The sequence below is a fragment of the Pseudomonas fuscovaginae SE-1 genome, from assembly GCF_000364705.1.
GTDB lineage: Bacteria > Pseudomonadota > Gammaproteobacteria > Pseudomonadales > Pseudomonadaceae > Aquipseudomonas > Aquipseudomonas fuscovaginae_A.
Map to the genome: position 1 here is coordinate 1 of NZ_AQOH01000114.1, position 17,531 is coordinate 17,531.

2 protein-coding genes are annotated in these 17,531 nt (G+C 67.1%); both read left to right on the forward strand.

Features of this window, described 5'->3' with window-relative positions; genetic code table 11:
- Positions 1-3,091: non-ribosomal peptide synthetase (locus K675_RS0112350; protein WP_017903831.1), on the forward strand; the 3,091-nt coding region annotated here is incomplete at its 5' end.
- Positions 3,092-3,095: 4 nt separating this feature from the next.
- Positions 3,096-17,531, forward strand: a 14,436-nt coding sequence (locus K675_RS30700) for a non-ribosomal peptide synthetase (RefSeq protein WP_157383932.1), incomplete at its 3' end; no start/stop codon positions are given.

Genomic DNA, 17,531 nt, shown 5'->3' on the forward strand with positions numbered 1-17,531 from the left:
CGCGGCCTTGCAAACGGTCATCGACCGCCATGACATCCTGCGCACGGCCGTGCACTGGGATGGCCTGCCCCAGCCGGTGCAGGTGGTACAACGCCAGGCGCACCTGCCGGTGCACAGCGTCACCCTCGATGGCGACCGGGACCCGCTGGAGCAACTGCGTAGCCTCAACGACCCACGGCAACTGCGCCTGGATCTGCGCCAGGCGCCGCTGATGCGCGCCTGCATCGCCCGTGACCCGCACGGCGAGCGTTGGCTGCTGGCCCTGCTCAACCACCACATGGCCAGCGACCACGTGACTCTGGAAATCGTCCTGGAGGAAATCCACGCGATCCTTCATGGCCAGGGCGACAGCCTGCCTGCACCGCAGCCGTACCGTGACTTCATCGCCCAGACCCAGGCCACTCCGGCCGAAGTCCATGAAGCCTACTTCAGTCGTCGCCTGGCGGATGTCGATTCGCCAACCGCGCCGTTCGACCTGCTGGAAGTACAAGGCGACGGCAACCACATCGAAGAGGCCGAGTTGCAGCTGGGCAACGACCTGAGCCGGCGTATCCGTGCCCAGGCCCGCGAGCGTGGGATGACCCCGGCAGTACTGTTCCATGTGGCCTGGGCCCAGGTCCTGGCCCGCTGTACCGGGCGCGATGACGTGGTGTTCGGCACCGTGGTCGCCGGCCGCCTGCAAGGCTCGGCCGGTTCCGAACGTGCCCTCGGGGTATTCATCAATACCCTGCCGGTGCGGGTGCAACTGGCCAGCCAGGGTGCCCATGAACTGGTCCTGGCCACCCACCGCGACCTTGGCGAGCTGCTGATCCACGAGCAGGCCTCCCTGGCCCTGGCCCAGCGTTGCAGCGGCGTGGCGACGACCTTGCCGCTGTTCACCAGCCTGCTCAACTACCGGCACCAGAACGATGATAGCCAGTTGCAGTGGCCGGGCATGCGCCTGCTCGACAGCGCCGAGCGCACCAACTACCCGCTGACCCTGTCGGTCAACGATTACGGCGATGCCCTGGGCCTGCAGGTACAGAGCGTGCGACCTGTGGACCCACAACGCCTCTGCGCCCTGATGCAGCGGGCCCTGGAGCAACTGACCCAGGCACTGATGTACACGCCGAAGATCATGCTCAGCGAACTGGATGTACTGCCGTCCGCCGAACGCACCCTGCTGCTGGACACCTTCAACCGGAATCGCCTGGACTATCCGAAGGACGTCTGCATCCAGCAACTCTTCGAAGAGCAGGTGCGCAAGGCCCCGTCCGCCATCGCCGTGGTCGATGTCCACGGCCAGCTCGACTACGCCACGCTCAACGCCCGTGCCAATCGCCTCGCCCGGCATCTGATCGAGGCGGGCACCCGCCCGGGTGACCTGGTGGCGATCTGCGTCGAGCGCGGCAGCGCAATGATCACGGGCCTGCTCGGGATCCTCAAGGCCGGTGCCGCCTATGTGCCACTGGATCCGACCTATCCGGTCGAACGCCTGGCCGCCATCGTCGAGGACGCCCAGCCGCGCCTGCTGCTGGCCGACCCGCTCGGCCGCACGGCGCTCGGCGAGTTGCACGGCGCGACCCGCTGCCTGGCGCTGGAACAGGCGGACAGCCCGACCGCGGTGCCTGCGGCGCAAGCGCAAAACCTGACGCTCGCCAACGATACCCTGACCTCGGCGCACCTGGCCTACGTGATCTACACCTCGGGCTCCACCGGCAAACCCAAGGGCGTGACGATCGAGCATCGCAGCCTGGTCGCCTCGACACTGGCCCGTCGTGCGGTCTACACCTCGGACAGCGCGCGACGTTTCCTGCTGCTGTCGTCGATCGCCTTCGACAGCTCCGTGGCGGGGATCTTCGGCACCCTCCTCAGCGGCGGCACCTTGTGCATCGCGGATGCCGAAACCGCCCGCGACCCTCAGGCCATTGCGCGGTTCATCGATACCCAGGCAGTCACCACCCTGCTCTGCGTGCCCTCACTGGGTCGCCTGGTTCTGGGCAGCCTGGCCGCCACCAATGGGCCCCGCTCCCTGCGGGAAATGATCGTCGCCGGCGAGGCCTGCCCACCGCTGCTGGTGCGCGAATGCGCCGAGTTCGAACCCGCCGTCACCCTGTACAACGAATACGGCCCTACCGAGGCCACGGTCTGGGCCACGGTGCATCGCTGCACAGCGGACGACCAGGATACGGTGCCGATCGGCCGGCCGATCCCCAACACCCGCCTGTACCTGCTCGACCCGCAGGGCCAGCCGGTTCCGCTGGGGGTCGCGGGCGAGCTCTACATCGGTGGCGAAGGGGTTGCCCGCGGCTACCTGAACCGGCCGCAACTGAACGCCGAGCACTTCCTGGCCGACCCGTTCAGTTCCGACGACAACGCACGCATGTACCGCACCGGCGACCTGGTGCGCCTGCGGGCCGATGGGGTGCTCGAATTCCTCGGGCGCAACGACCAGCAGGTGAAGATTCGTGGCTTCCGCATCGAACCGGGAGAAATCGAGGCACTGATGCTGACCCTGCCCGGTGTGCGCGAGGCGGCGGTGATCGCCCGCGAGGATGTGCCGGGAGCCCGGCGCCTGGTGGCCTACCTCAGCGTCGAGCCGCACCTGTCCGCCGGCAATGCCAGCCAGACGCTGCGGCCGTACCTGAGCTCGCAACTGCCGGACTACATGGTGCCATCGGCCTTCGTACTGCTCGAACGCCTGCCACTGAGCCCCAACGGCAAGCTCGACCGCCATGCCTTGCCCGCGCCGGCGGCCGAGGACTTCGCCCACCGCGAATACGAGGCGCCCAATGGTGAGACCGAGGAATTGCTCGCCGCGATCTGGGCCGAGCTGCTGGGCCTGGAGCGGGTCGGTCGGCACGACGATTTCTTCGAACTCGGTGGCCATTCGCTGCTGGCGGTGCAACTGACCCTGCGGGCCCGCGAGACCTTCGGCGTCGAAGTGCCGCTGCGCGGCCTGTTCGAACACCCGTCGCTGCAGGCGCTGGCCGACCTGGTCATCACCCTGCAACTGGCTCAGTACGAGTCCGACGAACTGCTGGACCTGCAACAAGAAATGGCTTCGCTGTCTGAAAGCGAACTGCTCGCTATCGTCTCCAAGGATGCTTGATAAATTGAATTCACATAACGATAGTCTCGACCAGTTGAAACGTGCCGCACTGCTGCGTCTGCTCAAGCAACGCGGTGCCACACGGGTCATCGATACCGTCTGCGACACCCTCTCGGCCGTTGACCGCAACGGCCCGCTGGCCCTGTCGTTCGCCCAGCAACGCCTGTGGTTCCTCGACCAGTTGGATCCGACGGCCAGTGCCGCCTATCACATGCCGGCCGCGCTGGAGTTGCGGGGGCCGTTGGACCTTGCCGCCCTCAAGGCCGCTCTCGATGGCCTGGTCGCCCGCCATGAAAGCCTGCGGACCACCTTCCGCCGCGAGGGCGAGCAGCCCGTGCAGGTGATCGCCGCCGCCGACTGCGGCTTCAACCTGGTGGAGCATGACCTGCGCCAACTGCCACGGGAGCAGGCCGAACGGCAGGTCGCGCAACTGAGCGAGCACGAGGCGTCGGTCCCCTTCGACCTGCTCCACGGGCCGCTGATCCGCGGCAGCCTGCTGCGCCTGGCCGACGACGAGCATCGCCTGCTGATCACCCAGCACCACATCATCTCCGATGGCTGGTCCATCGGCGTGCTGGTCAAGGAATTCGCCGTGCTGTACCAGGCCTTCAGCACCGGCCAGCCCGACCCGCTGCCCGCCCTGCCCCTGCAATATGCCGACTACGCGGCCTGGCAACGCCAGCAACTGGAGGGGGAACGCCTGGCCCGGCACATCGAGTTCTGGCGCAGCCACCTGGCCGGTGCCCCGGCCCTGCTGACCCTGCCCACCGATCGGCCACGCCCGGCGGTGCAGAGCTACAAGGGCGAGACACGGGTCTTCGACCTGCCGGAGGCTCTGTCCGGTGCCATCGTTCAGTTCGCCCAATCCCGTGCTGCGACACCGTTCATGACCCTGATGGCCGCCTGGGCCGTCCTGCTGAGCCGGATCAGCGGTCAGCAGGACGTGGTGATCGGTACCGTGACCGCCAACCGCGACCGGCCCGAAGTGCAGGCGCTGATCGGTTTCTTCGTCAATACCCTGGCCCTGCGCGTGCGCCTGGACGCCAACCCGACCCTCGACCAGGTGCTGCAACAGGTCAGGGAACTGATGCTGGAGTCCGCCAGCCACCAGGACACGCCGTTCGAACAGGTCGTCGAAGCCCTCAAGCCGCCGCGCAGCGCCAGCCACAGTCCGGTGTTCCAGACCATGCTCTACACCAACGCCGGCGGCGCTGGCGAGCCGTTGCAACTGCCGGGGCTGAATCTGCGGTTCCTGCCTTCGCCCAAGGACAACACCCAGCACGACCTGTCGCTGCACATCGATGAAGGCGGTCCGCGTCTGTCCTGCAGCCTGTCGTACTCCACCGCACTGTTCGATGCCGCCACCATCAAACGCCTGGCGGCCCGTTTCGAGCGCCTGCTGGCCTGTTTCACCGAAGCGCCGCAAACCCGCATCGGCGCCCTGGAACTGGATCCGGCGCTGCCCCTGCCAGAGGTCCGGGCCCTGGCGGCAAACACACAGCGCTCGCCACTGTCCTATCACCAGGAACGGGTCTGGTTCGTCGACACCTTCGAAACCGGTTACCTGTACGAAGCCAACCCGGTCTACCACAACGTCGCGCTGCTGCTGGAGCTGTCGGGCGAGTTGAATGTCGCGGCCCTGCAAACAGCCCTCGACGGGCTGCTGTCCCGGCACGCCATCCTGCGTTGCCGGGTGCACTCCGACGGCGCCACGGCCTGGCAGAGCTTCGACGGGCCGGCCAGCCTGGCGCTGGAGCAGTTCCAGGCCGCGCCGGGAGAACTGAGCACCCTGGCCCTGGCGCAAACCCGTCGCCCACTGGACATGAACGGTGGCAGCCTGGTACGCGCCAGCCTGGTACGCACCGACGGGAACAACGCCGTACTGGCCCTGGCCGTGCATCACCTGCTGGCCGACCGTACCTCCATGCGCTTGCTTGAGCGCGACCTGTTGGCGCTCTATGCCGCCGCCTGCGCCGGGCGCGAGGCCATTCTGCCTCCCCTGGCCCTGAATCACGGCGACTTCGCCGCCTGGCAACGCCAGTTGCCGGCCGCCGTGCTGGAAAACCTGCGGGCCTACTGGTCCTACCAACTGCGCGGCAAGCTGCAGGCCCTGGAACTGCCGCTCAACCGACCACGGGCGGCGGTCCATGTCTTTACCGAGGCCACCCATGAGTTCGTCATCGAGGCGGCGCTGGTCAAGCAACTCGGCGAGCTCGCCCGCCACGTCGGCGTCGGCGCCGACAGCCTGGCCCTGAGTGCCTTCACCGCCCTGCTGCGGCGCTACGCCGGCCACGACGAACTGGTCATCGGCACCAGCGCGGCGTGTCGCGAACCGGCGCTGCAGGACGTGGTGGGACCGCTGGACAACCTGGTGGTGATCCGTGCCCACTGCGACAGCGAAACCACCCTGCAAAGCCTGCTGGAACAGACCGCCGCGACTCTGGCCGACGCCCACCGGCATCGGCACATGCAGTTCGACCAGTTGGTACTGGCGCTCAATCCGGCCAAGGACATGAGCCGTACCGCGTTGTTCGACGTGCTGTTCAACTTCCAGCAGACCGGCAACCACCGCACCCTGGTGGCAGGGCTCGAAGTCAACACCCTGGAAACCAACCTGGGCTACGGCAAGAACGACCTGCACCTGCTGATCGATGCCGGCGAACGGCAATGGCGCGGGCATCTGGCGTACAACGCCGAATTCTTCGACCCCGAGTTCATCCGCCAACTGATGCGCCATTACGTGCGCCTGTTGCAGGCCCTCGTCGACACCCCGCAGCTGCGGGTCGACGATGTCGCTCTGCTGGACACGGCCGAGCGTCAGCGGCAGATTCTCGACTTCAACGACACCGAGGCCGCCTGGCCCGATACCCTGACCCTGCAGCAGATCTTCGAGGAGCAGGTCCGCCGGACGCCGGACCGTATCGCCGTCAACCTGGGCGAGGAACACCTGAGTTATCGCCAGCTCAACGAGCAGGCCAACCGTCTGGCGCACAGCCTGCGCGATGCCGGCGTACAACCGCAGGAACTGGTGGCCATCGTCCTCGAACGTTCGCTGGCCATGATCGTTGCCACCCTGGCGGTACTCAAGGCCGGTGCCGCCTACGTACCGATCGACCCCGCTTCGCCGGCCGAACGTATCGCCTATGTACTGCGCGACAGCGGCGCGCGCAAGGCCGTCGCCGGTCGGGAAACCGGTCCGGCGCTGCTGGCGCTCGGGATCGAAGTCTTCTCCTGTGACGCCCAGGCGAACGCCGGGAGCCATACCCGGGATCTCGCCAACCTGCCCAACCTCAATACCCCGGATCACCTGTGTTATGTGATCTACACCTCGGGCTCCACCGGCGAACCCAAGGGCGCGTTGCTCGAACACCGCAACGTGGTACGCCTGCTGCACAACAATCGTTCGGCATTCGATTTCAGTGCCGAGGATGTCTGGTCGCTGTTCCACTCCAACGCCTTCGACTTCTCGGTCTGGGAAATGTACGGCGCCCTGCTCTTCGGTGGCCGCCTGAGCCTGGTGCCCGAGGCCCTGCGTCGTGATCCGGGGGAACTGCTGGCGTTCCTCGAACGCGAACAGGTGAGCGTGCTCAACCAGACGCCATCGGCGTTCCTGCAACTGAGCGCGGCCGCACTGGCCGGCCATGAGGTGCGCCTGGAACACCTGCGCTACGTGATTTTCGGCGGTGAAAGCCTGGAGCCGGGCAAGCTCGATGCGTTCCATCGCGCCTTCCCCCATGTGGCGCTGGTCAACATGTACGGCATCACGGAAACCTGCGTACACGTGACCTACAAGGCGATTGGCGCGGCGGACATCGCCGCCGGCATTTCCAATGTCGGCCGACCGATTCCGACCACCGTGGCCTACGTCCTCGACGCCCGGCAGCGCCTGCTGCCGATCGGCGTGGCGGGGGAAATCTGTGTGGGCGGGCTTGGCGTTGGCCGGGGCTATCTGAACCGCGAAGCCCTGACCGCCGAGCGTTTCATCGCCGACCCGTTGCGCCCCGGGGAACGCCTGTACCGTTCCGGCGACCTCGGCAAGCTGCTGGACAACGGCGAAATCATTCATCTGGGGCGGATGGACGCCCAGGTGAAGATTCGCGGCTTCCGGATCGAACTGGGGGAAATCGAGGCCAAGCTGCTGGCCTGCGAAGGCGTGCGCGAGGCACGGGTACTGGCCCGTGACGATGCGGCCCAGGGCAAGCGCCTGATCGCCTATCTGATTCCGCGGTCCTCGACCCGGCTGGACGTGGCGGCCCTGCGCAAGCAACTGGGCGCCACCCTGCCCGACTACATGATTCCCACCGCCTTCGTCAGCGTGACCGCCTACCCGCTCACCGGCAACGGCAAGCTGGACCAGGACGCGCTGCCGGCACCGGACCTGGACGCCATGTCCGAACGCGGCTACACCGCGCCCGAAGGTGCCACCGAACAGGCCCTGGCGCTGATTTTCCAGGAATTGCTGGGCCTTGAGCGAGTCGGTCGCCACGACAGCTTCTTTGAACTGGGCGGCCATTCCCTGCTGGCCGCGCAACTGGTTTCCCGCGTACGCCAGCAACTGGGCGGCGAGATGATGCTGCGCCAACTGTTCAGCCATCCGACCGTGGCGGAGCTGGCCCGTGTGGTCGGCGGCCTGCAGGCGACCGACACCGACCACATCGAAGCCGCCGACCGCACTGCGCCGCTGGCCCTGTCGTTCTCCCAGCAACGCCTGTGGTTCCTCGACCAGCTCGATCCCGGTGCCAGCAGTGCCTACCACATGCCGATGTCGCTGCTGCTGCGTGGCGAGCTTGACCGCACCGCTCTGAAAGCCGCGCTCGACCGCCTGGTGGCGCGCCACGAAAGCCTGCGCACCACCTTCGAACGCCACGGCGAGCAACCGGTACAGGTCATCGCCCCGGCCGATTGCGGTTTCAGCCTGGCCGAGCAGGACCTTCGCGCGCTGACCTACGAGCAGGCCAGCCTCAGTGCCTCGCGCATCGGCAACACCGAAGCCACGGCGCCTTTCGACCTGCGACGCGGTCCGCTGATTCGCGGACGCCTGTTGCGCCTGGCCGATGACGAGCACATCCTGCTCATCACCCAGCACCACATCATCTCCGACGGCTGGTCGGTGAGCGTATTGGTCAACGAGTTCAGTCGGCTCTACCAGGCTTTCAGCCAGGGCCAACCCGACCCGTTGCCGGAACTGTCGATCCAGTATGCCGACTATGCCGCCTGGCAGCGGCGCACCTTCACCGGCGAGCGCCTGGCCGAGCAGGCCGAATTCTGGCGCGGCCACCTGGACGGCGCCCCGGCATTGCTGTCACTGCCCACCGACCGGCCACGCCCGGCGGTGCAGAGCTACCGCGGCGGCGACGTGCCGGTGCAGATCGCCCCGGCGCTGTACCAGCGCCTGGAACGCTTCTGCCAGGACAACAACGTCACCCTGTTCATGGCACTGCTCAGCGCCTGGTCGGTGCTGATGGCCCGCCTGGGCAACGAACGCGACGTGGTGATCGGTGTGCCAACGGCCAACCGCGGCCGCACCGAGACCGAAAACCTGATCGGGTTCTTCGTCAACACCCTGGCCCTGCGTGTGGACCTGGCGCAGAACCCGAGCGTGGCGCAACTGCTGGAGCAGGTCAGGCAGACCACCCTGGCGGCCCACGAGCACCAGGACATTCCGTTCGAGCAGGTGATCGAGGCCTTGCAGCCCCCCCGTTCTCTGAGCCACAACCCGCTGTGCCAGGTCGCCCTGTCGCTGGACAATACTTCGACCGGGGCCGGGTTCAGCCTGCCGGGCCTGAGCCTGGTGCCGGTGGCCCAGGCGCATGAAACGTCGCAATTCGACCTGATGCTGACCCTCGGTACCGAAGACGGCAGCCTGTCCGGGGTGATCGAATACGCCAGCGACCTGTTCGACCGCAGTACCGTCGAGCGCTTCGCGCAACACTTCCAGGTTCTGCTGGAAGCCCTGGTGGCGGATCTCGAGCAACCGGTGTTCGGCCTGCCCCTGCTGACCCCGGCGCAACGCCAGGCCTCGCCGGCGCTGTTGCCGCCAAGGTCGCTGTTCCCGGTCGAAACACTGATTCACCAGCGTTTCGAAGCCCAGGCACAGGCACACCCACAGCGCACCGCCGTGATTTTCGGTGAACAGTCGCTGAGCTACCAGGCGCTCAACCGCCGTGCCAACGGTATCGCCCGTGCCCTGCTCGCCCGGGGCGTGCGCCCCGACGACCGGGTGGCGATCCTGTCGCTGCGTGGCCTCGACCTGCTCTGCGCGGTGCTGGCGGTGCTCAAGGCCGGCGCGGCCTATGTGCCGCTGGACCCGGCCTACCCGGCCGAACGCCTCGGTTATCTGCTGGACGACAGCGCGCCGGTGGCGCTGCTGGCCCAGGCGGACTGCCTCGACGCCCTGGCGCCGCATGCCGTGCCGGTGCTGAAACTCGACGAACTGAACCGCGCGGACGCCGCCGACGACAGCAGCCTGGACCGCAACCCGCAGGCCGACGAACTGGGCCTGGCGCCACGGCATCTGGCCTACGTCATCTACACTTCGGGCTCCACCGGTTTGCCCAAAGGCGTGCTGGTGGAACATGGCAACGTCGCCCGGCTGTTCGACGCCACCGCCGAGCTGTTCGACTTCGACCACAACGACACCTGGACACTGTTCCACTCCTTCGCCTTCGATTTTTCGGTCTGGGAAATCTGGGGTGCCCTGAGTTACGGCGGCAAGCTGGTCATCGTGCCGAGCGACGTCTCCCGTTCGCCGGATGACTTCTACACGCTGGTCTGCCAGCAGCGGGTCACGGTGCTGAACCAGACTCCGAGCGCCTTCCGCCAGTTCATCGAAGCCCGCGGCCGCAGCGCGCAGGAACATGCGCTACGGGAAGTGATCTTCGGTGGCGAGGCGCTTGACTTCCGCAGCCTGCGGCCGTGGACGGCGACCACCCCGCTGTCGCGCACCCGCCTGGTGAACATGTACGGGATCACCGAGATCACCGTACACGCCACCTACTACCCGGTCAGCCAGGCCGAGATCGACGCCGCCGCCCCCAGCCTGATCGGCCCGGCGCTGCCGGACCTGTGCCTGCGTATCCTCGACGACTACCAGCAGCCGGTGCCGGTGGGCGTCAATGGCGAGATCTACATCGGTGGCGCCGGGGTCGCCCGGCATTACCTGAACCGCGACGCGCTGAACGCCGAACGGTTCATCGCCGACCCCTACTCCGATATTCCCGGCGCACGCCTCTATCGCACCGGCGACGTCGCCCGTTACCGCGCCGACGGCGGCGTGGTCTATGTCGGCCGCAACGACTCGCAGATCAAGATCCGTGGCTTCCGTATCGAACTGGGTGAAATCGAAGCGCAACTGCAGGCCTGCACCGATGTGCGCGAAGCCATGGTGATCGTGCGCGAGGACCAACCGGGCGACAAGCGCCTGGTGGCCTACCTGATCGCCGAAGAAGGCTGCGGCCTCGATACCTCGGCCCTGCGCAACCAGCTGGCCGGCGTCCTGGCCGAACACATGCTGCCCAGCGCCTTCGTGACCCTCGCGGCCTGGCCGCTGACCACCAACGGCAAACTGGACCGCGCGGCACTGCCGGCGCCGGACCGCGCCGCCGCGGTGAGCCGCGACTACGAGGCGCCACTGGGCGAGATCGAAGTCACCCTGGCCCATGCCTGGCAGGAATTGCTCGGTATCGAGCGCGTGGGTCGCCAGGATCACTTCTTCGAGCTCGGCGGCCACTCGTTCCTGGTCATCAGTCTGATCGAGCGCCTGCGCCAGGCAGGTCTGCAACTGGATGTGCGCACGGTGTTCTCGGCGCCGACCCTGCAAGCCATGGCCACCGTCCTGGCCGGTGGCGGCGGTGCCGAGCGGGTAGTGCCGGCCAACCTGATCCCGGCCGATTGCACGGCCCTGACCCCGGACATGCTGCCGCTGGTGAAACTGAGCCGGCAGGAAATCGAGCAGATCGTCGCCGATGTGCCCGGTGGAGCGGCCAATGTGCAGGATATCTACCCGCTGTCGTCGCTGCAGGAAGGCATTCTGTTCCACCACCTGCTGCAATCGGAGGGCGATGCCTACCTCATGCGCACCGTGGTGACCTTTGCCAGCCGTGCCCTGCTCGATGATTTCCTCGGCGCGGTGCAGGTGGTGATCGACCGCCATGACATCCTGCGCACCGCCCTGCGCTGGCAGGGCCTGCCGCAACCGGTGCAGGTGGTGCATCGCCACGCCCGGTTGCCGGTGGTCGACCTCGACTGCGCACCCGGCGTGGACGCCTTGCAGTGGCTGCGCGAGCGGACCGACACCCATCATCTGCGCCTGGATCTGCAGAAGGCGCCGCTGATCGCCGCTTACGTCACCTACGACGCCCGGCGCGAACAGTGGCTGCTGGCATTGCTCGACCATCACCTGGTCAGCGACAACGTCACCCTGCGTCTGATCATGCGCGAGATCCAGGCGGTGCTGGCCGGCCAGGCCGACGAGTTGCCACCGTCCCAGCCGTATCGCAACTTCATCGCCCAGGCCGCCAGCGTCTCCCAGGCCGAGCACGAAGCCTACTTCCGGCGTCTGCTGGCGGATGTCGATGCCACCACCGCGCCGTATGGCGTGCTGGATGTGCATGGCAACGGTGCCGGGATCCAGCGCTCGGTGCGGCACCTGAGCGAGGACCTCAGCCAGCGCGTGCATCGCACCGCACGCGCCCAGGGCGTGCCGACCTCGGTGCTGTTCCACGCAGCCTGGGGCCTGGTGGTCGCGGCCACCAGCGGACGCGACGACGGGATCTTCGGTACCGTGCTGTCGGGCCGCTCCCAGGGCACCACCGGCGCCGACCATGCATTGGGGATGTTCATCAACACCCTGCCGATGCGCATTCGCCTGCAGCACACCAGCGTGCGTGACATCGTCCAGGACGCCTACCAGCAGCTCAGCGAACTGCTGACCCACGAGCAGGCGCCCTTGGCCCTGGCCCAACGTTGCAGTGCGGTGGATGCCGCACTGCCCCTGTTCACGGTGATCCTCAACTGCCGCCACGGCGACCTGGTGAATGCCTCCGGGGAGGACGTCGAGGACATGGCGGACCACGAAGGCATCCACTTCCTGGCCTCGGAAACCCGCACCAACTATCCGATCGAGATTGCCGTGGCCGACGTGGGTGAAGTGTTCTCCCTGACCGCACAATCGATCAGCGGTATCGACCCGCAGCGTATCGCCGCCTACCTGGGCCAGGCCATCACCGAACTGGTCGAGGCCCTGGAACAGGACCCGACGCGCCTGGCCGCCGACCTGCAGGTCGTGCCCGAAACCGAGCGGCGACTGCTGCTCGAGGGCTTCAACGACACCGCCACCGACTTCGGACCGGCACAACCGATCCACACCCTGTTCGAGGCCCGGGTCCGCTCCAACCCGGATGCCGTGGCCCTGGTCTGCGAAGACCGCCAACTGAGCTATCGCCAGCTCAACCGCCGCGCCAACCACCTGGCCCGGCAACTGCTTGAGCTCGGCGTGCAGCCGGACGAACGCGTCGCCATCTGCGCCGAACGCAGCCTGGAGATGATCGTCGGCCTGCTCGGCGTGCTCAAGGCCGGCGCCGCCTATGTGCCGATCGATCCGGCCCACCCGGCCGAGCGCATGGCCTTCATGTTCCACGACAGCCAGCCGCGCGCGCTGCTGACCCAGGCCGCCCTCAGCCTGCCGGCCGGCGAGTTGCCCGTGCTGCTGCTCGACACCGCCGAGTCGCGGCAGGCCGCCGAGGATCAAGCCTTCGACGCCAATCCGAGCGTGCCGGGCCTGACCCCGGAACACCTGGCCTACGTGATCTACACCTCAGGCTCCACCGGCCAGTCCAAGGGCGTGATGGTCGAGCACCGCTCGGTCTTCAACTTCTGGCACGTGCTGACCCGCACCACCCACCGGCACTGCCCGAACCCGGCCACCGTCGCGCTCAATGCCGGCTTCTTCTTCGACATGTCGATCAAGGGCATCTCGCAACTGTTCTCCGGCCACACCCTGGTGATCATCCCGCAACTGATCCGCGCCAGCGGCAGCGAGTTGCTGGACTTCCTCGAACAGCACCAGGTGCACGCCTTCGACTCGACTCCGTCGCAACTCGACACCCTGCTCGCCGCCGGCCTGCTGGAGCGGCGCAGCTACCAGCCGGTCAGCGTGCTGCTCGGGGGCGAGGCGATCAACGCCAGCACCTGGGAGAAACTGCGCAACTGCCAGACCATCCGCTTCTACAACATGTACGGCCCCACCGAGTGCACGGTGGACGCGACCATCGACCTGATCCGCGACCTGGGCGAAAAACCGAGCATCGGCCGGCCGTTCGCCAACGTCCAGGTGTATGTGCTCGATGCCCATGGCGAGCCTGCGCCACTGGGCGTGGCCGGGGAAATCCATATCGGCGGTGCCGGGGTGGCCCGTGGTTATCTCAACCGCGACGGGTTGAGCGCCGAACGTTTCATCGCCGACCGGTTCAGCCCGGTGCCCGGTGCCCGCCTGTACAAGACCGGTGACCTGGGCCGCTGGCTGGCCGATGGCACCCTGGAATACCTGGGCCGCAACGACTTCCAGGTGAAGATCCGCGGTTTCCGCATCGAACTGGGGGAAATCGAGAACGCCCTGCTCGCGGTGGCGGGTGTTCGCGAAGCGGTGGTCATCGCCCGTGACGACCAACGCCTGGTGGCCTACCTGTGCGGCAAGCCGGCGCCTGCCGAACAACTGCGCGGCGAACTGCTCAAGCACCTGCCCGAATACATGGTGCCCAGTGCCTTCGTGCATCTGGACAAGCTGCCACTGACCGCCAACGGCAAGCTCGACCGCCGTGCCCTGCCCGCACCGGGTGCCGAATCCCTGGCCAGCAAGGCCTACGAGGCTCCGGTCGGTGATACCGAAACAGCCATCGCCGAAATCTGGAAGACCCTGCTCGGTCTCGACCAGGTCGGTCGTCACGACGGCTTCCTCGAACTGGGCGGCCATTCCCTGTTGACCGTACAGCTCCAGGCCCGCCTGCATCAGGAACTCGGCGCCGAAATCGACCTGCGCACCCTGTTCGCCATCGGCTCCCTGCAAGCCCTCGCCCAGTGCGTCGACCAGGCCACTCGCTCGTCCGTGCGGAGCATCGAGGCCGTGCCCCGTGACCAGGATCTACCGCTGTCCCTGGCCCAGCAACGGCTGTGGTTCCTCGATCAACTGGATCACGCCGCCAGCATCGCCTACCACATGCCGGCGGCCCTGCGCCTGCGCGGCCAGCTCGATCGCCAGGCCCTGCAACGCGCCCTGGACCGCATCGTCGCCCGGCACGAAAGCCTGCGCACCACCTTCGAACGCCAGGGCGATGACGTGCGCCAGCACTTCGCCCCAGCGGACATCGGTTTCAGTCTGATCGAGCATGACCTGCGGGACCTGGACGCGCGGGCCCGGCAACAGGCCGTTGAGCGACTGGGCCGTGAGGAAGCCGGCGCACCGTTCGACCTGAGCCGGGGCCCACTGATCCGTGGGCGCCTGCTGCAACTGGCCGCCGACGAGCATGTCCTGTTGGTCACCCAGCACCATATCGTCTCCGATGGCTGGTCCGTGGCCGTGCTGATCGGCGAATTCAATCGCCTCTACGCCGCCTTCAGCCAGGGCCTGGACGATCCACTGCCAGCACTGCCCCTGCAATACGCCGACTACGCCGCCTGGCAGCAGCAACACCTGCAAGGCGAACGCCTGCAGGCCCAGACCCGCTTCTGGAGTGAACACCTAGACGGAGCCCCAGCTCTGCTGGAACTGCCCGGCGACCGTCCGCGGCCGCAGGTGCAAAGCTACCTCGGTGCGACCCTGCCGCTGGAACTGCCAGCCACGCTCAGCACCCGACTGCGCCAGTTCAGCCAGCAACAGGGCCTGACCCCGTTCATGACCCTGCTGGCCGCCTGGTCGATCCTGCTGTCGCGCCTGAGCAACCAGGCCGAGGTGGTGGTCGGCACCCCGGTGGCGAACCGTCCACGCCAGGAAACCGAGGCGCTGATCGGCTTCTTCGTCAACACCCTGGCCCTGCGCGTCGATGTCCAGGCCCACGAGCGCGTCGACCAGTTGCTGGCCCGGATCAAGGCCATCACCCTGGATGCCTACGATCATCAGGAACTGCCGTTCGAACAGGTGGTGGAAGCCCTGCAACCGGAACGCAGCCTCGGTCACAGCCCGCTATTCCAGGCCATGCTGGTACTGGGCAACACCCCGCAAGACCAGGCGCTGTCCGTGCCCGGCCTGGATATCGAACCGCTGCAACAGGCCACCGGCACCACCCAGTTCGACCTGAGCCTGTCGCTCAACGACGACGGTGAAAGCATCCGCGGCCAGTTCGAATACGCCACCGACCTGTTCGACGAAAGCACCATCGCCCGCTGGGGCCGCCATCTGCTGCACCTGCTCGACGCCCTGCTCGGCGACACTGCGCAGCCGCTGGCAAGCCTGCCGCTGCTCAATCACCAGCAGCGTCGCGAGTTGCTCATCGGTTTCAACCCGACTTATGCGCCGTTCAACGAAGGACTACTGTTGCAGGAAGTCTTCGAACAACAGGTGCAGGCGCGCCCCGAGGCCATCGCGGTCCAGGCCGAAGGCGCCGCTCTCAGTTATGCCGAACTCAACGCCCGGGCCAACCGCCTCGCCCATCGCCTGATCGCCGAAGGCCTGCAACCGGATGAACGGGTGGCGCTGCTGGTGGAGCGCAGCCCGGAAATGATCGTCGGCATCCTGGCCATCCTCAAGGCCGGGGGCGCCTATGTGCCGCTGGATCCGAACTACCCGCAGGACCGCCTGCAACACATGCTCGACGACAGCATGCCACGCGTGCTGCTGGGCCAGCGGGATCTGATCGCAAAACTGCCGCCACTGGCGATCCCCAGCCTGTCGCTGGCGGACAGCCCTGGCAACGATGCCAACCCACGGATCGCCGGCCTGACCTCGCGTCACCTGTGCTACGTGATGTACACCTCCGGCTCCACCGGCAAGCCCAAAGGCGTGATGCTCGAACATCGCTCCGTGTGCAACCAGATCGGTGCCCTGCAGGAGCGCTACGGCCTCAATCCGCAGGACCGCATCCTGCAATTCGCCAGCATGACCTTCGACATGTCCGTCGAGGAGATCTTCGGCGCCCTGCTCTCCGGCGCCACCCTGGTACTGCGCAGTGATGCCTGGATCGCCGGCACCGCCGCCTTCGCCGCGTTGTGCGAGCAATACGCGATCACCGTCGCCAACCTGCCCACCGTGTTCTGGCAACAGATCGCCCGCGATGCCCATGTGCCGCTGCCCACTTCTCTGCGTCAGTTCATGATCGGCGGTGAAGCGGTCGGCAAGCAGGCCGTGACCCAGTGGTTCGAACGCGAAACCCATCGGCCGGCGCTGTTCAACGCCTACGGCCCGACCGAAGCCACGGTCAACGCCTCGATCCGTCTGATGGAGCGCGACAGCGAAGACTTCCGCTGCATCGGCACGCCGCTGCGCAATACCCAGCTGCATGTGCTGGATGCCGTCGGCAACCTCGCCCCACTGGGCGTGGCCGGTGAACTGCATATCGGTGGCGTCGGCGTTGCCCGTGGCTACCTCAACCGGCCCGAACTGAGTGCCGAGCGCTTTATCGCCGACCCGTTCACCACCGCACCGAACGCCCGCCTGTACAAAACCGGCGACCTGGCCCGCTGGCGCGCGGACGGCACCCTGGAATACCTGGGCCGCAACGACGACCAGGTGAAAATCCGTGGTTTCCGGGTCGAACTGGGGGAAATCGAGGCCGCGCTCGCCGCCTGCGAAGGCATCGACGAAGCCGTGGTGGTCGCCCGCGAAAGCCAGCCGGGCCGGTCCGACAGCAAGCGCCTGGTCGCCTACCTGTGTGGCGACGCCGTGCCGGTCGAGCAAGTGCGTGCGACCCTGCTGGAAAGCTTGCCGGAGTACATGGTGCCGAGCGCCTATGTGCACCTGGAAGCCATGCCGTTGACCCCCAACGGCAAGCTGGACCGCCGCGCCCTGCCCGCGCCGGGTCAGGAAGCCTTTGCCAGCCGTGCCTATGAAGCCCCGCGCGGCACGCTCGAGCAGATCGTCGCCGGCGTCTGGCAGGACCTGCTGGGTATCGAGCAGGTCGGCCGGCACGATCGCTTCTTCGAACTCGGCGGTCACTCGCTGCTGGCCGTCAGTCTGATCGACCGCCTGCGCCAGCATGGCCTCAACGCCAGCGTACGTACCGTGTTCACCGCCCCCAGCGTGCGCGAGATGGCCCAGGCCATCGATCGCGACAGCCAGGCCCTGTTCCAGGCGCCGGCCAACCGCATTCCGGCCGGTTGCACCCGGTTGACGCCGGACATGCTGCCGCTGGTGACGCTGAACACCACCCAACTGGAGCGTCTCGTCAGCGCCATTCCCGGCGGGGCCGCCAATATCCAGGACATCTACCCGTTGGCCCCGTTGCAGGAAGGT